Here is a 23,242-nt window from a genome sequence, read left to right as displayed (position 1 = left end):
ACCGGGCCGCTCCCGGCACCGGCCCGCCTCATGTCAGGCAGGGCAGCACATCGGGCGAGGTCAGCGGTCCTTGCTGAGGGCGAGGAGTTCCGCGAACAGGCCGCCCGCGTGCACCAGGTCCTCGTAACCGCCCTGCTCGATGATCCGGCCGCGCTGCATCACGATGATCCGGTCCGCGATCCGCGTGTTCTCCAGCTGATGCGTCACGACCAGAGTGATGCGCTCGGCAGCGATCTTCTTGATCTCCTCGAAGATGTGATGCTCACCGCGCGGGTCCATCTGCGAGGTCGGTTCATCGAGGATCAGCAGGGCAGGGCGCCGGTACAGGGCGCGTGAGCAGGCGAGCCGCTGCCACTGACCGCCGGAGAGTTCCGCGCCGCCGAACAGCTCCCGGGCCAGCAGGGTGTCCAGGCCCCGGGGCAACTCCTCGATCGCGGTGCGCATCCCGACCGCGTCGACGGCCTCCCACACGGCCAGGTCGTCGGTGGTACGCGGCTGGCCGAGCGTCACGTTCTCGCGGGCCCGCAGCGGCCATTGGGCGAAGATCTGCGGCACCAGACCGGTGTGCGCCCACACGGTGGCCGGATCGGCGCTGGCGAGGTCGGTGCCGTTCCAGGTCACCGTGCCCTTGTCGGCGAGGAGTACGCCGGTGATCAGCCGGGTGAGCGTGGACTTGCCGGAGCCGTTCTCGCCGACGATCGCCACGATCTCGCCGCGCCGGAAGGTGAGCGAGAGATGGTCGACCGCCGGCTTCTCCTTGCCCGGGTAGCGGTAGACGACCTCATCGAGCCGGATCTCGTCGACCGGTGACGTCACGGCCACCGGACCGCGCTTCGGGGCCCGTGCGGTGGCCAGGTCCACGAACGACCGCATATCGGCGAGATAGAGGCTGGTGTGGAACATCGCGGCGCCGTTGACGACCAGTTGGGACAGGGCAGCCAGGGTGGTCTGGACGGCGACCACGGCGGTCGCCGCGACCGCCAACTCCACCCGCCCGCTCAGCGCCAGCCAGCCGAGCGCGGCCCAGGTGACCAGCAGGAAGAACCCGCCGAGCGCCGAGGTGGCCAGCTCGATCCGCAGCAACCGGGGGGCGACGGCGAGGGTGCGCCGGTCGATCCGCCGCGACAGGCTGCGGTACCAGAACAGGAGATAGCCGGTCATGCCGTTCGCACGGACCTCGTCCCCGTACTTCGGTGTGGTCGACCACCAGCGCATCATGCCGCGGACATTGCGGTCGCCGACGTTCGCGTAGTGGGTGTCGTAGTCGACCCGCGCGGAGAGCACCGCACCCGCCCCGGCGGGCAGCACCGCAAGGAACAGCAGCGGCAGCAACAGCGGGTGCAGCGCGGCGAGTACGCCGCCCGCCGCGATCATGCGGACGGCGGCGGCCAGGAAGCGCTGGCTGTCCCGCACCATGTACGTGGTGCGGACCACGCCGATCTCGGCGGCCTCCTGCCGGTCGGCGAAGCCGTCCTCGCCGTACGCGGACGCCTCCACCTGGCACACCGCCTCGACCAGGGCCGTGTCCGCGGCGGTCGTCAGGAGCGGTGTGATACGGCCGTCGGCGTACGAGGCGAGTGCCGTCGCGATCCGTACGGTGCCGGCGGCCACGGTGACGACAAGGAGCGCGGGGAGCATCGCGTGCAGCCGGTCGGCGACGGATCCGTCGCTCACCAGTGGCCGCATGGCCCGCGCGGTGAACGTCAGCAGCACGGCCGCCGCGACACCGGTGAGGAGTTGGCAGCCGAGTAACAGGAGTACGGCGCGACGGTCGATGCGCCAGGCCATCCGGGCCGTCTGCCCGAGCACGGACGGCAGCCGCGCACACAGCGCCTTGAACCCGACCTCGCCGAGGGGGTTGCGGGAGTGCGGCCCACCGAAGGTCAGCTCGGCCGGGGGTGGGGGCGGTGGGGTGGAGGGTGCCGGGGACTGCGACTCGGGCGGCTCGGGAGCGGGGTTCGTGGGCTCGGGGATCACGCGGTCGGACTTCGCGGGCTCGGGGTTCGTCGGGCGGGGAATCCTCATACGGACGCCCCCTCGGTGCCAGGGACGGGCGCCGTAACAGTCGACACAGCGACGTCTGACACACCGTCAACAAGGCGTACCCGGGCAGGCGTACCGCCCCCAGGAAAGTCGAACGCAGGATGAAGCCCCTCATGGGCTGGAACAGGATGCATGAGTCCTCCTGAAGGCACGACCACGGACACGACGGCGGGACAACGCGCCTGATCAAGAACGCGTCACGGCCACCAAGGGGCGAATTCTCGGGCATACGTTCGAATGCCGGAGCGCGCTGCCATCAGTTCCGGGCAGCACGGTCGTAATGGGGCGTTCGATTCACTCGCGAGGGTCGCCTCACCCGTCCGAGGGATTGCCCGGACGGAGACCAAGGGGCGACTGGGTCGATCGTCGCGGACGCCCGAAGGGTCGGCGCCGACACGTCTGCGCGACTGCGAATCGGTCTGGCCGAGAGGGGCGCCGCAGTGATATCCATGCGACGTGAAAAGGCCCCCGCTCACCTCGGACCCTTCAACCCCGAACCCGTCGACTCCGGACCCATCGACTCCAGCCCCGTTGCCCTTCGACGCGGTCCTGTGCGACATCGACGGAGTGATCCGTTTCTACGACACGGCCGAGGTGACGCGCCTGGAGCGTGCCGCCGGGCTGCCCGACGGCACCACGGCGGCGATCGGTTTCGCGCCGGAGAACGATCTGCCGTTGTTGCTCGGGCGCATCACCCGTGAGCAGTGGGCGGACTCCATCGTTCGCGACCTCTCCGCGCGGGTGACGCCCGATCAGGCCAGGTCCCTGGCAAGGGCGTTCACCGAGGCGGACTCGCACACCGACGCGCAGGTGGTCGATCTGCTGCGCCAGGTAAGGAGCCGGTGCCCGCTCGTCCTCGTCAGCAACGCGACGGCCTGGCTGGACGACGATCTCGTACGGCTCGGCCTGGCCGACCTCGCGGACCACGTCGTCAACAGCTCCCGCGAGGGCGTCGCCAAGCCGGACCGCCGTATCTACGAGATCGGCGCCGCACGGGCCGGAGTCCCGCCGCAGCGGTGCCTGTTCGTGGACGACCGGCAGGAGAACGTGGACGCCGCCACCGCACTCGGCATGACCGGGGTGCTCCACCGGGACGCGACGGATCTGCGCACGGCACTCGCTCCCCTGCTCAGGACGGACGAGGCATGGTCGGGCGCGGGCGAACCGGACTACGTCCGATGACCGGGGAGTGGGCCATGAGCGGAAAGGTTCGGGCCGTGACCGTCGCCTTGGCCGTCGCCTCGGTAGTGGTGCTGTCGGGCGCGTGCGACGCGCAGGGCGCCGGGAACGACAAGGCCACGCCACGCGAAAGCGACACCTCCGCCGTCCCCTCGGCGACGGCACCCTCGACCGCTACGTCCCCCGCACCGGACACCACCCCGCAGGTCCGGCTCCTCGTCAACTTCATGATCAGCGGCGGCTACGCGGGCCGGCGCGACCAGCTACTGCTCTACACCGACGGGACGTACACCGTCTCCACCCGTAACAAGCCGAGCAGCACCCACCGACTCGACGCCAAGGCGCTCGGCGAGCTGCGCGCCGACCTCAAGAACGCGGACCTCGGCAGCCTCCCGGGCCGGATCATCGACGAACAAGCCCGGGACATGTTCCAGTACCGCCTCGCCCACGAGGGCCACGTGGTCATCACGGACCTGACCCGTTCCTACCCCCGCCTGGACAAGGTGGTCCACCGCTTGGAGCGCCTGGTCGACGCCGGCTAGGGGCACCGATGAGGAACTGATCGTCGGCGATCGACGTCCTGGGGAATGTGACGCAAGCGGGGAGCACCATGGGTGATGAGCCGACATGGCCGGAGCTGTTGCTTGTCTTCTTCGTCGCGGGGGCTGTCCCAACCATCATCGGAGGGGCGGTGATCCTGTCTCTCGTAGGACTGACGATGTGGATGACGGCACCGCTGCGACGCGGACGCACCGGCTCCGAAGACGGCTGAGCGATGCCGGTCGGCGTTCGTCCGGTGCTGTGGTCAGGGACGCCCGGCGGGTCGGGGTGCGAACGGGCTGAGTATTCTCTTGGTCCGAAGTGCGTGAGCACTCACCGCATTCCACGAGACGGCCACGGCGCGACACCGAGCGCACGCACATGCGGGACGCTTGTGGTTCTGGAGCGAGAGTGACCGAAGTTCCTGTCATAGCGGCAGACGGCGCGACGGTCACGCTGGGCGACACCACGCTGCTCGCGCCCACGACCTTCGCAGTGATGCCGGGCGAGTTCTGGTGTGTCACCGGCGGCAACGGCTCGGGGAAGACCACTCTCCTGCGTGCCTTCCTCGGCAGTCGGAGTCTGACGGCAGGTTCGTGTTCGGTGCTGGGCGAACGCGCCAGCATGGCAAAGCCCCTGCACCGACGTCTCGTGGCCTCGCTTGTCGAACCGATCCCCGTCGCCGGACTCGCACGCGAGTCGGCACGCGCCTCGCAGGCCGGACGTATGCGTGGACAGGCACGCTCCACCACGCGCTCGACCTGTACCGGCCGGAGCCGCGCGGGCTGACCTCGGCTCCGTTCCGGCCGGATGGCCGTCTTCGCGGGTATCTCGCCCAGGGCGCGATTCGAGCGCTACGCACGCCCGGTCGCGCGATGGCGGCCATACCGCTCCTGCTGATCGGCGGTGCCGTGCTGACGCTCGGTGCGGCCGGGCCGGAAAGCAGCCTGGCGTGGTTGTCGTGGGTGGCCGGGCCGGTCTGTGTGTACCTGGGGTCCGGATGGGTGAGCGAGACGTGGCGTGGCCTGCGCGACGAGTTGACCCTGGCTCCGCTGTTCCGTGAGTGGTGGGGTGGGACGCTCGCCCGCTCGCTGACGTGGCCTGTCGTCGCCGTGCTGGTCGGAGCGTGCCTGGGAGGTGGCCTCGCGTTCGTGATCCAGTGGCCGCTTCACGGCGGACGCCTGGTGAACACGGTCCTCCTTGTCGCGGGGTCGGTGGTGCTGGTGCTGGGTGCCAGGTTCCTGCGTGAGATGAAGCTGCATCTGCCACTCGGACTGCTTCTGCCGATCGTCACGCCACTCGGTGACATCTCCGGTCTTCTGGTCGTGGCGTGGCAGTTCGACGGAGTCGTCGCCGTGGTGATCGGAATCGCCGTGATGAACGCCGCCCCGTCCGCACTCGGTTCGGCCGCGCTCGCGCTCGGCATGGCCGCCTGCTGCGTATGGGCGGGGCTGCGCCGGACAGGATGGGCGCACCGGGGACTGGTCTCCCGCCTCAGCCGCGGGTAGCGGACTCGACCCGGGGCACGGTACGGCTCCGACCTTTCCAGGGTCTTGCCATGACCAGTGTGTTTACGTAAACATACTCCTGAGGTGCGGCTCCCTTGGCCCCCTGGCACTCCCCTTGAGCACAGGAGCAGCAGCACATGCCCGTTCTCCAGATCGACGACGACGGTTTCCGCCTCGACGGCGAACCCTTCCGGCTCCTGTCCGGCGGGCTGCACTACTTCCGCGTCCACCCCGCGCAGTGGGCCGACCGGCTCCGCAAGGCCCGCCTCATGGGCCTCAACACCGTGGACACGTACATCCCGTGGAATCTCCACCAGCCCCGGCCCGATGTGTTCCAGATGGACGGCGCGCTCGATCTGCCCGCCTTCCTCGACCTCGCCGCCGCCGAGGGGCTGCACGTCCTGCTCCGCCCCGGCCCGTACATCTGCGCGGAATGGGAGGGCGGCGGCCTGCCCTCCTGGCTGCTGGCCGAACCCGACATCCGGCTGCGCAGCCGCGACCCCCGCTTTCTCACGGCGGTGGACGACTACTTCACCCGACTCCTCACGCCGCTGCGGCCCTATCTCGCCACGCGCGGCGGTCCCGTGCTCGCCGTGCAGATCGAGAACGAGTACGGGGCCTACGGCGACGACAGCGCCTATCTGACACATCTCGCCGACTCGCTGCGCCGGTGCGGGGTCGACGTCCCGCTGTTCACCTGCGACCAACCCGCCGACCTGGAGCGCGGCTCGCTGCCGGGAGTGCTCGCGACGGCCAACTTCGGCAGCCGCTCGGCCCAGAATCTCGCCGCCCTGCGCGCGCACCGGCCCCAAGGCCCCCTGCTGTCGGCCGAGTTCTGGATCGGCTGGTTCGACCGCTGGGGTGGCCGCCATGTGGTCCGCGACCCCGATCAGGCCGCACGAGAGCTGGACGAACTGCTGGCGACCGGGGCCTCGGTCAACTTCTACATGTTCCACGGCGGGACGAACTTCGGCTTCACCAACGGCGCCAACGACAAGCACACCTACCGGCCCACCGTCACGTCCTACGACTACGACGCGCCCCTTGACGAAGCCGGCGACCCCACCGAGAAGTTCACCGCGTTCCGTGAGGTCATCGCCAAGTACGCGCCGGTCCCCGCCGAACCCGAGCCCGCACCTTCGGCCAAACTCGCCGTCCCCGCCGTCCCGTTGACCGAAAGCGCCGCCCTGCTCGACTGCGCGCCGGCCCTGGGAGCCGCCGTCGAGTCCGCCCGTCCTCTGACGATGGAGCAGCTCGGCCAGGACTTCGGATTCGTCCTGTACAAGACGGTCCTGCCAGAACCGGGGCCCGTACTCCTCGAAGTCGACCAGGTCCGTGACCGCGCCCAGGTCTTCCTCGACGGTCAGCCCCTCGGCGTCCTGGAGCGGGAGAACCACGAGCATGCCCTCGCGTTCACCGTGCGGCGGGCGGGCAGCGTCCTGAGCCTGCTCGTGGAGAATCAGGGCCGCGTCAACTACGGCCCCGGCATCCACGACCGCAAGGGACTGCCCGGGACGGTCCTGCTGAACGGCACGCCACTCACCGGATGGACCAGCCGACCGCTGCCCCTGACCGCGCTGGACGGGCTGCCGTTCGCCGCCACGGTGGCCGCGCCGACCGGTCCCGCATTCCACCGGGGTACCTTCCAACTTGCCGTGGCGGCGGACACGTTCCTCCATCTCGACGGCTGGACGAAGGGCACCGCCTGGGTCAACGGCTTCGCGCTCGGCCGCTATTGGTCCCGAGGTCCGCAGCGGTCCCTGTACGTCCCTGCTCCCGTACTGCGCACGGGCGCCAATGAGGTCGTCGTCCTCGAACTGCACGCCGCGCACCGCGCCCGTACCGTCGACTTCCGCGAGCGGGCCGACCTGGGCCCGACCGACGAGTGAGGAGGCGCGCATGACGACAGCAGGGCACCGGCCTCGCGAGGTCGGTCGCCGTCGAATATTTCGGTGGCGTGGCACGACCGACCGGCACTACCGTCATGCCGTCATCCAGGTTCCGCCGACCGGCGCCCCTGCACCTCCGTCAAGGACGGGCCGTTGTACACCAGCTGAGACGTTCATCGCGCCGAGAAGGCACGCCGCGCCCTGACGGGCCCGTGGCCGCGTAACGCCGCCGCGCTGTTTTGGTGTGCCCTCGGTAGGTCATCGACGTCCGGCTGCCCGCTTCATGGCACCCGTGGCTCGATCCGGCGCCGCGCCCATCCGCGCGGCGCCGACGCCGAAACGAAGATCTCGCAGCAGATCGGCCTTCCCTGGTGCACGAAGACACCTTCCTCGTGCGCGCCACGACGCAGTGGCTCGTACGTCCGACAGACTTTCCGACGATCCGGCGCCGCTGCCGGACCTGCCCTTCGACGGAGTACAGAACCCAAGGACGATTCCGCGTCAACGCGAACCACAAGCTGCTCGACGTCTGGTTGTTGGCGCTGTGCGCCCGGTGTGGCGAGACGGTCAAACTGACGGTGCTGGAACGCGTCCACGTCCGCTCCATCGAGCCCACGATGCTCACCCGCTTCCACGACAACGATCCCGCGCTGGCGGCGCAGTTGCTGGCCGACTCGGATGTAGTGCGCCGCAATGACGTCAGGCTCGACTGGGCCGATGCGTGGACGCTGGACATGGACCCCGTCGAGCTACCGAAAGCCGACATCCTCGACGTCGGCGTCCACTTCGCCCAACGCATCCCGCTCAGGCTGACGACACTCATCGCGACCGGCCTGGAGGTGTCGCGCGCCGAGGTCACGAAGCGCGTCGCCGCCGGACAGATCTCCTCCTCGGACCGCGAGCTGACCGGGCGCTGCGCGCAGGACTTCAGCTTTGTGGTCCGGTGACGGTGAAGGACGGTGACGCCTGACATGGGACCGGCGGCCGGCCGGTTCGGCCGGTTCCCATCGCGGTGCACGGCCGAACGGATGGTCCGAGGACCACCGGCCGTGCAGCCGCGTGAGAACTCCTGGACGATCGCCGAGCAGCGGAGGTACGCGGTCTTCTCCCCGCTCCACCGGCGACGTTCATCTGTCCACAACTCCCTGCCCGCTTGCCAGGTGACCGACGTCAGCGCGTCCAGGCCACCATGTGCCAGCGCTTTGTAGGTCGCTGTCCGGGCAGGGCCGAGTTCGTGTGCGGTCTGTTCCGCCAGGTCCATCCCCTCGCGGAACAGCCGCTGCCACTCGGCGTCGTACTTGCCGTCCTCCCGGTCCCGCACGTCCAGGTTCAGCGTGGTGTCGTGCCGTTGTCGCCCACGCTACTGGCCGATCGAGGAGGACCGGAGCTGTCCCTGTCGCACCCGTCTGACGCATGGTCGATACATCGGACCTCAATTTGAACAAACTCTGTCCAAACCCTTGTGGCCTTCAACTTCCCCTCCCTAGCCTCCTGGAGACATCGGATCTCTCTGGCTGGAGACTGCATGAGCCGCACGAGGAGAAGACTCAAAGCCGTGGCCTTCCTGGCCGCGCTTGGCACCGCGACAACGCTGGGCTCGACCCCGGTGTCCGCCACCCCGGCGGCCGAGCCGACCCCCCTCACGAACGTCACCGATGCCGCCGGCTCGCCCGGCGACGACTACCTGCCGACCCCGGAGTCCCTGAAGCGGCACACGTCACCGGAGTGGTTCAACGACGCCAAACTCGGCTTCTTCGTCCACTGGGGTCCCTACTCCGTGCCCGCCTGGGCGCCGAAGAACTCGTATGCCGAGTGGTACTGGCAGCACATGGGCGAGAAGGGAGGCCCCTGGTACGAGCACCACCGCAAGACCTACGGCGAGGACTTCGACTACGACCGCTTCATCGAGCAGTGGAAGCCCGACAAGTTCGACCCCAAGGAGTGGCTGGACCTCTTCCAGCAGGGCGGTGCCAAGTACTTCAACCTGGTCTCCAAGCACCATGACGGCGTCGCGTTGTGGGACACCAAGACCACCGATCGCTCGACGGTTGCCCTCGGCCCGCACCGCAATCTGGTCAAGGAACTGTTCGACGAGGCGAAGAACTACCCGCTGAAGAAGGGCCTGTACTACTCGATGCCCGAGTGGTACCACCCGGCCGGCGGCTGGACCCGCAACGGGCCCGTCAATCCGTATACCGGCAAGGACATTCCGTACACCGGATACAAGCCGGTCAAGGACTATGTGATGGACCATCAGTATCCGCAGATGCTGGAGCTGATGGACGAGTTCGACCCGGACATCATGTGGTGCGACATCGGAGGCAAGAACAACAGCAACGCGTTCATGGCGAAGTACTTCAACAACGCCCAGAACCGCCCTCACCCCAAGGAAGTCACCGTCAACAACCGCTGTGGGAACGGGATATCCGACTTCTCCACACCGGAGTACACGGTGGAGCCGGACATCAACCCGGCCAAGTGGGAGGCCACGCGCGGCCTTGGCCGCTCCTTCGGCTACAACCAGGCCGAGGGTCCCGAAGACTATCTCTCGTCGGACGCGCTGATCGACGGCTTCGTGGACATCGTCAGCAAGAACGGCAATCTGCTGCTCAACATGGGCCCCAAGGCGGACGGTTCGATCCCCGAGACGCAGGGCGAGCGGATACGGGACCTGGGCGCCTGGCTGAAGATCAACGGCGAGGCGATCTACGGCACCACCTACTGGAACCACGCTGATGACGCGGCCAGCGCGGCGCCGGTCCGCTACACCGTGAAGGACGACGCGCTGTACGCCACCGCGCTGAAGTGGCCCGGCGAGAAGCTGACGCTCTCCAGTGATCTGCCGGTCGCGCACAACAGCTCCATCACCCTGCTGGGTTCCGACGGAAAGCGACTCCCCTGGCAGCGCGCCGACGACGGTTCGGTCACGGTGACCATGCCGGCGGCAGGGGCGTCCGCGAGCAAGAGCGAGCACGCGTACACCTTCAAGATCACCACCCCGGGAGTACGCCAACTGCTCCGCACCAAGCTGCGGTTGCCTTCCGGCCCACAGGCCGGTGTGCCGTTCCTCGCGCAGGCCGGCGTGCCCTTCACAGCGAAGGTCGAGGTCAGCAATCCCTCCGATCGCACCTCGTCGCCCGGACGGGCCTCCCTCACGGTGCCGAAGGGATGGACGGTCAGCCAGGACACCTTCGCGGTGGACCGACTGCCCGCCCATGGATCACGGACGGTCGAGGTCACGGTGACCGCGCCGACCGATGTGAAGCCCGACCGCTACGCGCTCTCCGTGGACGCCGAGTTCGGCCGGATCCGGTACTCCGCGTCGCAACCGCTGTGGGGCGGGGTCACCTCGATCGACAATGTCGCCCAGGGCAAGCCGGCCACCCAGAAGAGCACCCGGATCGACGCGGTCGCCGGCCGGGCCGTCGACGGCAACACCAACGGGACGTTCTTCGGCGGTTCGGTGACACACACCGTGGAGAACAGTGACGCCGAGCCCTGGTGGCAGGTCGACCTCCAGAGCAACCAGAAGATCAGCGACATCTCGCTGTGGAACCGCACGGACTGCTGCTCCGATCGGCTCAGCAAGTACTACGTGTTCGTCTCGGACACCCCGTTCACCGGCACCTCCGTCAAGGAGACACTCGCGCAACCGGGGGTGAAGGCGTACTACCAGGAGGATGTGGCGGGCGCTCCGGCCCGTATCCGTGTCGACGGCCAGGGCCGGTACGTACGGGTGCAGCTCACCTCCACCACGCCGCTTTCGCTGGCGGAAGTGCAGGTCTTCAGCCCCAAGTCCTGAGCTGACCTGCCCCGAGGACACCTCCGATCACTCCGTCGGCACGCGCGGACGCCTCCCCGCTCGGCGCGCGTGCCGACGGAGCCCCGACTCTGCCTCACCCACTCCCCGCCGAAGGAGGCAGCATGCGGCACACTCCGCGCCACATGGACACAGAGCTGGCGAGCCAGCCCGAATGCTGGAGCCGGGCGGCCGACTCCGCCCCCGCGTACCGTGACACCCTGCCCGCGCCGGGCGAACGCATCGCCGTCGTCGGTTGCGGAACCTCACTGTTCATGGCCCAGGCCGCCGCCGCGCTCCGCGAGAGCCACGGCCTCGGCGAGTCCGACGCCTTCGCGGCCTCCGCGTTCCCTCTCGGCCGACGCTACGACCGGGTCATCGCGCTGACCCGCTCCGGGCGTACCACCGAGGTGCTGTCGCTCCTCGGCCGGCTCCATGGCACCACGCCCACCACGGCGATCACCGCCGACCCCCGGGCGCCCGTCGTCCGCGTGGCGGACCGGGTGATCGTTCTCGACTACGCCGACGAGCGGTCCGTCGTCCAGACCCGGTTCCCCACCACGGCGTTCACCTTGCTGCGGGCACACTTCGGTCTGCACACCGACACCGCGGTGGAGGACGCCCGGGACGCGCTCGCGGACCCCCTGCCTCTCGGCCTCGCCGGACGGGCGCAGTTCACCTTCCTCGGCCATGACTGGACGGTCGGGCTCGCCCATGAGGCAGCGCTCACGTTGCGGGGCGCCGCGCTCACTTGGAGCGAGGCGTACGCGGCGATGGAGTACCGGCACGGGCCGATCGCCATCACCAGCCCGGGGACGGCGACCTGGATGATCGGCGACCCGCCGCCGGGCCTCGCCGACGAGGTGCATGCCACGGGCGCCCAGTGGGTGGCGGGCGGCCTCGACCCGCTGGCGGAACTCGTACGGGTTCAGCGACTGGCCGCCCTCGTGGCCGCCGCCAAGAGGCTCAACGCGGACAGGCCCCGCCACCTCACCCGCTCGGTCGTCCTCGCCGTGTCCTGAACACCCTCAGAAGGGAAGAGACATGACCGCACGAAAACGACTACGACAACTGGCGGGACTCAGTGCGCTGAGCCTTCTGCTGGCCGCGGCGCCCGGAGTCTCCGCGCTGCCGACCACACCGGCGGCAGCCGCCGGAAGCACCACCCCTGCCGCGGACCCCGCGGACCCGGGGGACTATCAGCCCACCCCGGAGTCGCTGAAGCAACACACCTCACCGAAGTGGTTCGACGACGCCAAGCTCGGGTTCTTCATCCACTGGGGGCCGTACTCGGTACCGGCGTACGCGCCCAACCGTCATGGCCAGGCATCGTACGCCGAGCACTATGTCCGACTCCTGAACGAAGCCGGCAGCGACACCAACAAACGGCACAAGGAGGTGTACGGCGCGGACTACCCCTACGACCGCTTCATCGAGGACTGGAAGCCCGACAAATTCAACCCCAAGGAGTGGCTGGACCTCTTCGAGGAGGGCGGCGGCAAGTACTTCGATCTCGTCACCAAACACCATGACGGCGTGGCGCTGTGGGACACCAAGACCACCGACCGCTCCACCGTGGCCCTGGGACCGCGCCGCAATCTGGTCAAGGAACTCATGGACGCGGCGAAGGACTCGCCGCTCAAGCGCGGCCTCTACTACTCGATGATCGAGTGGTACCACCCGGTCGGCGGCCAGCTCCGCAAGGGCATGGTCAATCCGTACACCGGCAAGGACATTCCGTACACCGGATACAAGCCGGTCAAGGACTATGTGATGGACCATCAGTATCCGCAGATGCTGGAACTGGCGGACGAGTTCGACCCGGACATCATCTGGTGCGACAGCAACGGGCCCAACAACGCGAACGAGTTCATGGCCCGGTTCTACAACCGGGCGAAGAACCGGCCGCAGCCCAAGGAAGTGGCCGTCAACGACCGCTGCGGCAACTGGATCGGTGACTTCGAGACCCCCGAGTACACCGTCGAGCCGGACATCAAGCCCGAGAAGTGGGAGGCGACCCGCGGTCTCGGCGGCTCCTTTGGATACAACGCGGAGGAGACCCCGGAGGACCTGCTCAGCTCCGACCAGCTGATCGACAGCTTCACCGACATCGTCAGCAAGAACGGCAATCTGCTGCTCAACCTCGGCCCCAAGGCGGACGGTTCGATCCCCGAGATGCAGGCCGAGCGGGTACGGGACCTGGGCGCCTGGCTGAAGATCAACGGCGAGGCGATCTACGGCACCACCTACTGGAACCACGCCGAGGACGACAAGAGCGATGTCCCTGTGCGCTACACCATGAAGGACGGCACGCTGTACGCCACCGCCCTGGAGTGGCCCGGCGAGCAACTGACCCTCTCCGGGGACCTTCCGGTCGCGCGCGACAGTTCCGTCACGCTGCTCGGTTCGGACGGCGCGAAACTCCCGTTCCAGCGTGTCGGGGACTCGGTGCGGATCTCCATGCCCGCCGAGGGCGCCACGGCGACGCGGAGCAAGCACGCGTACACCTTCAAGATCACCACACCGGGCGTCCATCAGCTTCAGCGGCTGAAGCTCGAACTGCCCGCCGCTGAGACGGGCGCTCCGGTCAGCGCGAAGGTCACGGTGACCAACCCGTTCGACAAGGCGACACCGGCCGGGCGGGTCCGCCTCGATGTGCCGGCGGGCTGGGAGGTGACACCGCGGAAGGCGGTCGTGAACCGACTCGCCCCGCACGAGTCCCGGACCTTGACCTTCACCGTCCAGGCACCGCCGGGCGTGGATCCCCAGCGGTACCGGTTCACCGCACACTCCACGTTCGGCCGGGTCTCGTACGAGCATTCCCAGGTCATGTGGGGTGGTGTGGAACGGTTCGACAATGTCGCCGAGGGGAAACCGGCCACCCAGAAGAGTGTGGGCTGGGGCGGCGTCCCGGAGCGCGCCGTGGACGGGAAGACCGACGGTGTCTGGGGCCACAACTCCGTCACGCACACCAAGGAGCCCGAGTCCGAGGCGTGGTGGCAGGTCGATCTGGGCAGTAGCAAGGCCATCGCGGACATCGCCGTCTGGAACCGCACCGACTGCTGCGCCGACCGACTGAGCGCGTACTACGTCTTCGTCTCCGACACCCCGTTCACCGGGACCTCCGTCAAGGACACCCTCGCCCAGCCCGGGGTCAGGGCCTACTACCAGCAGAAGGGCGCCGGCACTCCGACGCGTGTCCCCGCGGATACGACCGGACGCTATGTAAGGGTCCAACTCACCTCGGCCAGTGCTCCGTTGTCCCTGGCCGAACTGCAAGTGCTGTCCCCGGTCAGCCGGTAGGCCGCATAAGGGTCGGCCCGATCAGGGGTCGGCCCGGATCCGGCTCGGCAGCGAGCGACGGCCCCGGCGTCCATCCGCCGAGGCCGTCGCTTCACCCCGTCCGCACCATCGCCGGTGGCCGGCCCCGGTCAGTCCGTCACCGGACGCAGTGTGAAGTCGTACGCCCGGGGAATCGGGGGCGTGGCGCGCCGCTCGGGCGCGGTGTCCTCGGCCGACCGTGACTGGTACGCGTGCCACAGATCGCCCAGCGAGGTCTCGCCCTCCCTGATCGTGGCGACCTCGATGCCCTCGTCGAGCAGTGCGCCACAGCGGGCCAGTTCGCCGGCGTCGAGCGCGGCGCGCGCTTCCAGCAACCGGACCCTGCCGTCGGCGCGCTGCTCGCTGCCGAGGAGTTCCGTGACGGTGAGGGCCAGGGACGGCAGCCCGGCCCGGATCAGCACATCCAGCAACTCATGGACCAGGGGCAGCAGATGAGGTGTCAGCTCATGCGCCTGAAGATACGAGTCGACCGCCGCCTTCAGATCTCCGCGGTGGTCGGCGAGCGCGCCCAGATTGCGGTGCGCCCAGGCGTTCGGTGTCACGGCCGCCGAGCGGGACCAGGCCGCTTCGGCCAGGGCGAAGTCGCCCTGTGCGCTGTGCAGTACGCCTTGGTGCAGCAGCCCCAACCAGTCCTGCGCGTCCGCCAGGTGCGGCGCCCAGGCGGGGTCGGTCTCGTACGACACCGGAGGGGTGCCGGGCAGGGTGGCGGGCATGGTGCCTTCGCCGAGCAGCGCCAGCCAGGGCTCCTGCTCGGGGCCCAGGGTGCTGTCCGGGAAGGGTGTCGCGGCCCGTGCGAGCGAGTCGTCGCCGCTCGCGGTCCTGCGCAGCCGCTCCAGCGCGCCCCAGCCCGAACCGTCGCTCAGCACCTCCAGCGGCGGGCTGTCGACCCACTCGGACGCCGCCGTGAGTTCCGCGTCGAGCCGGTCCGGGGCGATCAGGGATGCGAGCCCCGCCTCGGCCGCGGCCCGTGCCCCGGCCCATTCGCCGTGCACCGTGGCGGGGTCCGCGCTGAGCAGCCCGTACGCCTCGACCCAGGACCACTCGGCCCCGGCGGGCAGCGGCAGATGCTCCAACTGGGTCCGGGCCAGGCCCGCTTGGATCTCCAGATAGGACAGACCCGGCTCGGACAGCCACTCCTGCCAGCGTCTGCCTCCCGCGTGGCGCCCCCACAGGAACAGTTTCCGGCCGCCCAGCCGGCGGGTGGAGGTCTGTGCGAGCCCCTGGCCTTGTCCGTCGAGGGCCGCGATCCAGGGCCGCTTTCCGGGTGGGATCTCGAAGAAGTAGTCGGCGGCTTCCTGGGCGCGGGTCGTGCGGGTGCGGTCGAGTCCGTCGTACTCGGGGACGCGGATCCGCCGTACCACGTGGTCGTACGAGAACTGCCAGGCGTTGTCGGCCGGTGCCAGGACCCGGACGTCCGGGGCTTCGGCGACCGCGATGTTCGACCACCAGTAGACGGGCACCTCATGGCTGTTGGGGTTGATGAGCCGGACATGGACGAGGAGGACGTCGGAGTCGTCGGGGAGCGAGACGTCGATCTGGAAGATCACCCGGCGCAGCCGCTCGAACTCGTACATCCGCAAGACGGGTGTGCCGTCCGGGCGTTCGGCCCGGACGGTGTGCAGCGGTGCGCAGGTGGTCGGGGCGTGGCCGATCGTGCCGGTGTTCCACTCCACTCCGCCGGCGACCCAGGCGTTGCGCAGTGCGAGATTCGCGGGCTGGAACACGGGGTTGCGGAAGAGGAGTTCACGGTCGGTCGGCTTGTGTACGAGCGACCAGAGCCGGCCGCCGGTCTCCGGGAGGAATGTCGCGCGCAGAGTGCTGTTCTCCAGCACCGCGACGCGGTGTTCCCGAGGGGTCCGGGCCCTGCCGTAGCGGTCCTGCATGGTGTACGGCAGGACGGAGGTGAGCCGTCCGTAGCCGATGTTGCGGCGCATCTCCTCGTCGGCGTCGGAGGCGTCGGCGACGGCGTGGGTGTCCTGTCCCGTGAACAGCGGGGGAAGTGGGTTGGCCGGTCCCGTCTCGGCGGTGGGTATGACCAGGCCGGCCATGCGGAGTTCACTCATCGCGAGTCACTCGTGGGCATCGGGGATCCTTCCGTGCGGGTGGGCGGAACCGGACCGTCGCCGGGGGACGCGCGGGTGGGCCCCGGGGCGTCGGTGGCAGCGGTCTGTTCGGTGGGATCTGCGGATTCGGTGGTGCCGGTGGCCTCAGTGGGGCTGGCGGGTTCCGGCGGACGAGGGTGCCGACGGGGCTTCGACCAGCGTCGGGTCCTGGAAGACGGCGTCGAGGGCGGACTGTGCGGCTCCGAACGCGGCGGCGGAGAAGCCGAGCGGGGAGCGGGTGACCTCGATCATCGGGAACGAGGGCAGCATGACCCGGGCGTCGAGCCGCTCCCGTACCGCCGGGATGAAGTAGTCCCCGAAATAGGCGAAGTACCCGCCCAGGACGAGGACTTGGGGATTGAGCACATCGGCGAGGATGCTCACGCCGTGGGCCAGGCTCCCGGCCGTCTCCGCGAGTGCCCGCAGCGTCCGCTCATCCCCGCCCTCGGCCCGCCGCAGTACGTCGGCCATCCGCTCCTCCAGGTCGCGGGCGGGGTCCCGTACGGGATCGCCGGCGTCCGCGACCCGGCTCAGCAGCGCGCCGAGTCCGACCACCGTCTCCCAGCAGCCGACGCGTCCGCAGGGGCAGGGCTGGTCGGAGAGTCCGAGCGCGGCATGGCCGATCTCGCCCGCGAGCCCGGCGTGTCCGCGCAGGGGCCTGCCATGGGTGATGATGCCGCTCGCGACACCTGCCTCGCCGGTGAGCAGCACCAGATCGGTGACGCCTCGCGTCGCGAGCCGCGCGTGTTCGGCGACCGAGGCGAGCCGTGCGTCGTTCTCCACCCACAGATCCGGTGCCGAAGGGCCGAGGCGTGCGCGCAGCCCCTCGGTGACCGGGGTGCCGCGCCAGCCGATGTTCGGTGCGAAGACGACGGTTCCTGTCTCGGCGTCGACGACTCCGGGGGTGGCCAGGCACATCCGCATCACCCGGACCCCCTGGGCCCCGACGGCCGCCGTGCCCTCCTGGATCAGCTGGGCGATCGCGTCCATGGCGGGCTCCGGACCCAGCTCCCGTACATCCACGGCCCGCCGCGTACGGAAGATCTCCGTGCCCTGGAGGTCCAGGGCGAGGGCGCTGATGTAGTCGGCGTTGATCTCCAGACCGAGGGCGCAGATGGAGTGGCCGTCCACCTCGATGGACTGGCCCGGTCGTCCGACGCCCTTACTACGGTCGGCGGCACCCTCGCGGGCCAGGCCGCGCTCCACCAGCTCGCCGATCAGGCTCGACACGGTCGCCTTGGGCAGCCCGCTCTCCATGGCGATCTGGCTCCGGGAACGGGCTCCATGATCGCGGAGCAGTCGGAGGAGCAGGCCCAGATTGGTCCGCCGGACGGTGGCGACCTTGCTCGCGTCGACCGTCACGGCGGCAGTGGACCGTTCATTCGCCGTCATTGGTGCCCCTCTTCCCCTCTGCCTGTGTACCAGCGCTCACGTAACAGCGCCTGTGTACCAACCTATTGACTTCGCGCTCATTAGTTCGCACACTGCACGAACTAAGTTCGTTCAGACTTTAGTCGAACTGTCTTCGCTCGACAAGGCACGCTCCGATCCAGCACGAGAGTGATCACCATGCCAAATCTGTTCAGCTCGCGACGTCTCACACAGTTGGTCTCCGGGGTCGGAGCGCTCACCGCGCTCGGCGCCCTCACGGCCTGCAACGCCACCGGTGGCGACCAGGGGGGCAAAGGCGCCGGCTCCCAGCTCGTCTACTGGTCGATGTGGCGGGAGGGTGAGCCGCAGCAGAAGGTTCTCCAGGCGTCCATCGACGACTTCACCAAGGAGACCGGGATCAAGGTCAAGGTCCAGTGGGCCGGCCGCCAGGTGCTCCAGCAGGTCGTCCCCCGGCTCAACACCGGCAATCCGCCCGATCTGACCGATCAGGACGGCAGCTCACTGCACGCCGTACTCGGCGACAGCGCCCTCGGTCTCCAGGACGTCTACGACGCGCAGATCACCGGGGAGTCCCAGAAGGTCTCCGACATCATCCCCGCCAGCCTGGTGGAGACGGCCCGGACCAAGGAGGGCCAGCCGATGGTCGTTCCGTACGAGGTCATTGGCTCCACCCTCTGGTACAACGGCAAGAAGCACCCCGATCTGGCGGGCAAGGAACAGCTGACCTGGAGTCAGTTCACCGGCACACTCGACGCGTTGAAGCAGAAGGGCCGCACGCCTCTCGCTCTCGACGGGGACATCTCCGGCTATGACGCCTACTGGATGACCTGGAGCATCGTCCGCCACGGCGGTGTGGGACTGCTCGGCAAGGCGTGCGCGGACAAGACCGGCGCCGCCTGGGACGACCCGGCGTTCCTGGCCGCCGCGAAGGACATCGAGGAGCTGACCGGCAAGGGCTACTTCCCGAAGGACTTCAACGCGACCAAGTTCCCCGCACAGCAGACCGGCTGGGCCACCGGCACCAACAAGACCGACTTCCTCCTCATGGGCACCTGGGCGCCGAGCGAGACCGGTGAGGCACTGAAGAAGTCCGGCAAGGACGTCGACTCGGTCATCTCCTACCGCTCCATGAAGTACCCCGAGGTCGACGGCGGCAAGGGCAACAGCGCCACCCAGGCCGGAATCATCGGCTTCGCCGTCCCCGCCAAGGCACGGAACGCCGAGGCCGCCAAGAAGTTCATCCGCTTCTTCCTCAACAAGGACCAGCTCACCGGCATTTCGAGCGAGGCCGGCAATCTGACCCCGCGCACCGACATCCCGGCACCCGCCACCCTGAGCGACTACGCCAAGGAGTACGCGGCGGCCGACGGCCAGTTCTTCCAGCCCAACGACAACTGCGGCGGCGTCGCCGCGAAGTGGGTCACCGATGTCTGGGAGCCGACGGTCGTCGACTTCTTCAACGGCAAGGCCGACGGGGCCGAGGACTTCGTGAAGACCGTCAAGGAGAAGAGCGTCGAGTACCACAAGAACAACGGCTGAGCGGCCCATGTCGACTCTCACCACACTCGCCAGGAACCGGCTGCGGCCGAAGGCGGCCCCCCGCGACATGGGGGCGCTCGCCCGTCAACAGCGCGGAATCCACGTGCCGTTCGTCGCCCCCGCGCTCCTGGTCTATCTGGCGCTCTTCGTCGCACCCGCCCTCGTGGGGGTCTATGTGAGCTTCCAGCGCTGGCGCGGCACCGGCGACCGGATGGAACCCGTCGGACTCGCCAACTACCGACGGCTGCTGTCCGACGACGTGTTCAGGACGGCCTTCCGCAACACCCTTGAGATCGTCGTCCTGTGCGGCATCGGCATCTTCGTCCTCGCCTTCGCCGTCACCGTGCTGCTCCGGCAGATGCGGGGCCGCAAGACCCTGCGCTCCCTACTGTTCTTCCCGCACATCGTCTCGCCCATCGCCATCAGTGTCGCGCTCGGCCTGCTGCTGGCCCCGGACGGACTGGTCAACGCCGCACTGCGCGCCACCGGACTCGACGCCCTCGCGACGAACTGGCTCGCCCCGGACCAGATCTTCCGCACCATCATGGTCGGCATCGTCTGGGTCACCACCGGCTTCTACGTGATCCTGCTGATGGCCGGAGTGGACCGCATCCCGCCGTACTACTACGAGGAGAGCGAACTGGCGGGCGCCAATGAGTTCCAGAAGTTCTGGCATGTCACCCTGCCGCTCACCTGGGACGTGGTCTCGGTCGCCGCCGTGCTCTGGGTGATCAACTCCATCAAGATCTTCGAGTTCATCTACGCGTTCAGCGGCACCGGCGACGCACCACCGGTCGGCTCCAGGACCCTGACGATCCAGCAGTTCCTCGTCTCCACAGGTGGCCGCAATCCGTCGTACGAACTGGGCTACGCCTGCGCCATGGGCGTGGTGATGGTCGTCCTCATCGTGCTGCTCGTCGCACTGCTGCGCCGGGTCATGCGCCGCGACCCGATCCAGTTCTGAGGAGCGTCATGGTCAACACCCCTTCGCGTACCCGCCGTTCCACCGGCCCCTTCCGGCTCCTCGGCGTCCCGGTCGTCTGGATCTGGTCCGGCTTCAATGTGTTCCTGCTGCTCTGGGTGGCGATGACGGCCTTCCGCAACGGCGCGGAGATCTTCACCGATCCCTTCCGGCTGCCCCGCTCCCTCGATCCGAAGAACTTCACGGACGCGTGGAACGCCTCCGACCTCGGCACCGGATTCATCAACTCCGTGGTCATCGTCGCCACGTCCTCGCTGACCGTCGTCGCCCTGAGCGCCCCGGCGGCGTATGTGCTGGCGCGCAGCCGACGGCGCTCAAGCGAACTGGTGACCATGGCCTTCGTGATGGGCATGGGCATCCCGATGCAGGCCGTCATCATCCCGGTCTTCGTCTGGATGCAGAACATCAGCAGCTACATGTACGCGACGTTCGGCTGGTGGGACGAGCGGATCAGCCTCTACCTCATCTATGTCGCGTCGTCCCTCCCCTTCACCGTCTTCCTTCTCACCGCCTTCTTCCGCTCGCTGCCCGAGGAGTTGGAGGAGGCCGCGGCTCTCGACGGCTGCTCCAGCTTCCGCACCTTCCGGGTGGTGATGCTTCCGCTGGCCCGCCCAGGCATTGTCACCGCCCTGATCCTGCTGGTCATCTCGCTCTGGAACGAGACACTGCTCGCGCTGGTGCTCATCACCGACACCGAGATGTACACACTCCCCCAGGCCCTGCTCGGGCTGTACGGAACCATGCAGTACACCTCGAACTGGGGCGGCCTCTTCGCCGGCATCGTCATCGTCGTGCTGCCCATCATCGCGATCTACCTCTGGCTCGGCCGCCGGATCGTCGAGGGCCTCACCCTCGGCGTCGGCAAATAGCCCTCGGCGCCGACAAACACCCCAGGCCCTCCGCCCCGCGCCACCACCCGCCCTTCCGCACCACCTCATCAGGGAGAAGACCGCACATGAACCACACGTCCCGCAGAGCCATGCTCGCCTCGGGCGCGGCCCTCGCCTCGACCGGGCTGCTCGCCACCGCCGGCGCCACCGGCCCGGCGCAGGCAGCCGTCCGGACCGGCGCACCGGCCGCCCTCCCCATGTCGCCCGTGGACTCGACTCCGAAGGTGGTGTTCACCAGCTCCTTCGAGAACGCCGACCCGGAGTGGTTCAACGGCTTCACCGCGTACGACACCGCCGAACACCGAACGGGCACCCAGTCCCTGCGGTACACCCGGCCCGACGCCTCCACCTATGTCTTCGCCACCAAGAAGATCCCGCACACCGCCGACGACTATGTCCCGGTCACCGTCTCTGCCTGGGTGAAGACGGCGGGCCTGAAGAACGGCGGCGCGTCGATCGCCATGGAGTGGTACGCCGAGGACGGCTGCTATCTCGGCGGTGGCTACACCGGCGCCACCACCTCCACCGACTGGGTACAGCTGACCTGCGGTCCGCAGACCGCCCCCGCGGGCGCCGCGTACATGAAGGCGATCTTCTATCTCCAGCGGCAGACCACCGGCTCCGCGTGGATCGACGACCTGGTGGTGACCCGCCACGAGCCGAAGCTGCTGCGCGCGAAACTGGCATCTCCGGCCTACCGAGGGCTGCTCATCCCCGGGGAACACCGGGAGATCGATCTGAGCCTCGGGCTGTATCCGCCGGCGGAGAGCAAGGCGCACACCTACGCGGTACGGGTCGAGCTGACGGACGCCGCCGGCAAGGCCGTCCACACCAAGACGCTCGCCGGGGCCGCACACCTGCGGTACACCTACCCGACGGCACGGCTGGCGTACGGCGCGTACACGCTGCGGATCAGTGCCGGAACCCGTGACGGCGCGGTGATCGAGGAGAAGACGATCGCCCTGCGCAAGCTGCGTGCGTCGGAGGTGCCGAGCACCTATCTCGACGCACGGGGCCGCACCCGGCACAACGGTGAACTGTTCTTCCCGCTCGGTGCCTACAACGGGCCGACCACCTCGCAGAACCTGGTCGATCTGAAGTACGCGGCGTTCAACACCGTGCTGTCCTACCACGTGCCCACCGCGCCGATCCTCGACCAGACCCACGCGATGGGGATGAAGACGCTCTTCACCCACCGCAACGCCGACGCCGCCGAGGTCCTGAAGTACAAGGACCACCCGTCGCTGCTCGGCTGGTACATCAACGACGAGACCCCGCCGGACACCGAGGGTCCGGTCGTCCGCCCGCGCTATGCCTCCGTCATCCAGAACGACTTCAACCACCCCGCCTACTCCGTCGACTACCGGGTGTGGGCCGGGGACGACGCCCAGGACGTCACCGATGTCTTCGGCACGGACAACTATCCGGTCAAGGGGAAGCCGACCGACCTTCCCGGCACGGTATTCACCGGCACGGCCGCGGCCCTGGCGGAACGGCCGAACGGCGCGGTCTGGACCGTCATCCAGATCCACAACCTCGGAAACTACAAGCACTTCGGTGACCGCGCCCCGAACCTCGTGGAGGTACGGAGCATGTCGTGGCAGGCCATCGTCGCGGGCGCGCAGGGGCTGATCTACTACTCGCGGTTCGATCTGGAGCGGGACGCGAACGGCGTGCCGTACGCGACGCTGCTCGACCAGACCAAGGCGGTCGTCTCGCAGATCAGCGAACTCTCCCCGGTGATCCTCTCCGACCGGAGCGCACACGGGATCCGGGTGACCCACGACGACGACCTGCGCTGGACGACCCGTAGGCACGACGGCGCCGACTACCTGTTCGTCGTCAACCTCTCGAAGGAGCCGCGCCCCGTGTCGTTCCACGCACCGGGCAACGCGCAGGCGGAGGTGCTCTTCGAGGACCGCGCCCTCATCCAGTCCAACGGCCGCTACAGCGACCGTCTGGACGGACTCGGCGTCCATCTGTACCGAATCACGGACCGCTGACCCCCACACACCCGCACCACGTCCCCACCCCACA

General features: G+C 68.7%; 16 protein-coding genes. 13 read left to right on the top strand and 3 right to left on the bottom strand.

The features are described 5' to 3' along the window. Positions 1–60: 60 nt before the first annotated feature. On the bottom strand, positions 61–2,025 hold the full coding sequence (locus ACFVT5_RS07720) for an ATP-binding cassette domain-containing protein (RefSeq protein WP_389882557.1): 1,965 nt from the start codon (positions 2,023–2,025) through the stop codon (positions 61–63). 549 nt (positions 2,026–2,574) lie between these two features. Here ACFVT5_RS07720 and ACFVT5_RS07715 point away from each other — a divergent pair. The 9 genes from ACFVT5_RS07715 (at position 2,575) to ACFVT5_RS07675 (ending at position 14,261) form a co-directional block, all read left to right on the top strand. After that, complete coding sequence (locus tag ACFVT5_RS07715) at positions 2,575–3,225, top strand: HAD family hydrolase (protein WP_389882555.1); 651 nt, start codon at positions 2,575–2,577, stop codon at positions 3,223–3,225. A 14-nt stretch (positions 3,226–3,239) separates the two neighbouring features. Beyond that, positions 3,240–3,764 carry a hypothetical protein gene (locus ACFVT5_RS07710; RefSeq protein ID WP_389882553.1) on the top strand — a complete coding sequence of 175 codons (525 nt, stop codon included), beginning with the start codon at positions 3,240–3,242 and terminating at the stop codon, positions 3,762–3,764. A 409-nt stretch (positions 3,765–4,173) separates the two neighbouring features. Then, the gene (locus tag ACFVT5_RS07705; protein WP_389882551.1) at positions 4,174–4,551 is read left to right on the top strand and encodes an ATP-binding cassette domain-containing protein; all 378 of its coding nucleotides are present in this window, start codon (positions 4,174–4,176) and stop codon (positions 4,549–4,551) included. Between the two features lie 86 nt (positions 4,552–4,637). Then, positions 4,638–5,270, top strand: a complete 633-nt coding sequence (locus ACFVT5_RS07700) for a hypothetical protein (protein WP_389882549.1) — start codon at positions 4,638–4,640, stop codon at positions 5,268–5,270. A gap of 137 nt (positions 5,271–5,407) precedes the next feature. After that, positions 5,408–7,159, top strand: coding sequence for a beta-galactosidase family protein (locus tag ACFVT5_RS07695; protein ID WP_389882547.1), 1,752 nt, complete (start codon positions 5,408–5,410; stop codon positions 7,157–7,159). A gap of 371 nt (positions 7,160–7,530) precedes the next feature. Further along, the gene (locus ACFVT5_RS07690) at positions 7,531–8,106 is read left to right on the top strand and encodes a DUF1062 domain-containing protein (RefSeq protein WP_389882545.1); all 576 of its coding nucleotides are present in this window, start codon (positions 7,531–7,533) and stop codon (positions 8,104–8,106) included. Between the two features lie 578 nt (positions 8,107–8,684). Beyond that, positions 8,685–10,961 (top strand): alpha-L-fucosidase, encoded by a 2,277-nt coding sequence (locus ACFVT5_RS07685; RefSeq protein ID WP_389882543.1) that lies wholly within the window; start codon positions 8,685–8,687, stop codon positions 10,959–10,961. A gap of 122 nt (positions 10,962–11,083) precedes the next feature. Continuing rightward, positions 11,084–11,980: an SIS domain-containing protein gene (locus tag ACFVT5_RS07680; protein WP_389882541.1), complete on the top strand. Its 897-nt coding sequence runs from the start codon at positions 11,084–11,086 to the stop codon at positions 11,978–11,980. Between the two features lie 22 nt (positions 11,981–12,002). Continuing rightward, on the top strand, positions 12,003–14,261 hold the full coding sequence (locus tag ACFVT5_RS07675; protein ID WP_389882539.1) for an alpha-L-fucosidase: 2,259 nt from the start codon (positions 12,003–12,005) through the stop codon (positions 14,259–14,261). Positions 14,262–14,389: 128 nt separating this feature from the next. Here the strand turns inward: ACFVT5_RS07675 and ACFVT5_RS07670 are convergent, their stop codons facing one another. Together ACFVT5_RS07670 and ACFVT5_RS07665 are read right to left on the bottom strand one after the other, a co-directional pair. Then, positions 14,390–16,363, bottom strand: a complete 1,974-nt coding sequence (locus ACFVT5_RS07670) for a DUF5107 domain-containing protein (protein WP_389882537.1) — start codon at positions 16,361–16,363, stop codon at positions 14,390–14,392. 144 nt (positions 16,364–16,507) lie between these two features. Further along, entirely contained in the window at positions 16,508–17,794 is a 1,287-nt protein-coding gene (locus ACFVT5_RS07665) for an ROK family protein (RefSeq protein ID WP_389882535.1), read from the bottom strand. 177 nt (positions 17,795–17,971) lie between these two features. Here ACFVT5_RS07665 and ACFVT5_RS07660 point away from each other — a divergent pair, with 177 nt between their 5' ends. The 4 genes from ACFVT5_RS07660 to ACFVT5_RS07645 all read left to right on the top strand — a co-directional run bounded on the left by ACFVT5_RS07660 (position 17,972) and on the right by ACFVT5_RS07645 (position 23,208). Further along, positions 17,972–19,333 (top strand): ABC transporter substrate-binding protein, encoded by a 1,362-nt coding sequence (locus ACFVT5_RS07660; RefSeq protein ID WP_389882533.1) that lies wholly within the window; start codon positions 17,972–17,974, stop codon positions 19,331–19,333. A 7-nt stretch (positions 19,334–19,340) separates the two neighbouring features. Next, complete coding sequence (locus ACFVT5_RS07655; RefSeq protein WP_389882531.1) at positions 19,341–20,297, top strand: carbohydrate ABC transporter permease; 957 nt, start codon at positions 19,341–19,343, stop codon at positions 20,295–20,297. 8 nt (positions 20,298–20,305) lie between these two features. Then, on the top strand, positions 20,306–21,184 hold the full coding sequence (locus ACFVT5_RS07650) for a carbohydrate ABC transporter permease (protein WP_389882529.1): 879 nt from the start codon (positions 20,306–20,308) through the stop codon (positions 21,182–21,184). 86 nt (positions 21,185–21,270) lie between these two features. After that, positions 21,271–23,208 carry a DUF3459 domain-containing protein gene (locus tag ACFVT5_RS07645; protein WP_389882527.1) on the top strand — a complete coding sequence of 646 codons (1,938 nt, stop codon included), beginning with the start codon at positions 21,271–21,273 and terminating at the stop codon, positions 23,206–23,208. The last annotated feature ends 34 nt before the right edge of the window (positions 23,209–23,242 follow it).

Source organism: Streptomyces sp. NPDC058001, assembly GCF_042886315.1.
In the GTDB taxonomy this organism is placed as follows: domain Bacteria; phylum Actinomycetota; class Actinomycetes; order Streptomycetales; family Streptomycetaceae; genus Streptomyces.
This window is presented reverse-complemented; position numbering and strand designations above follow the sequence as displayed.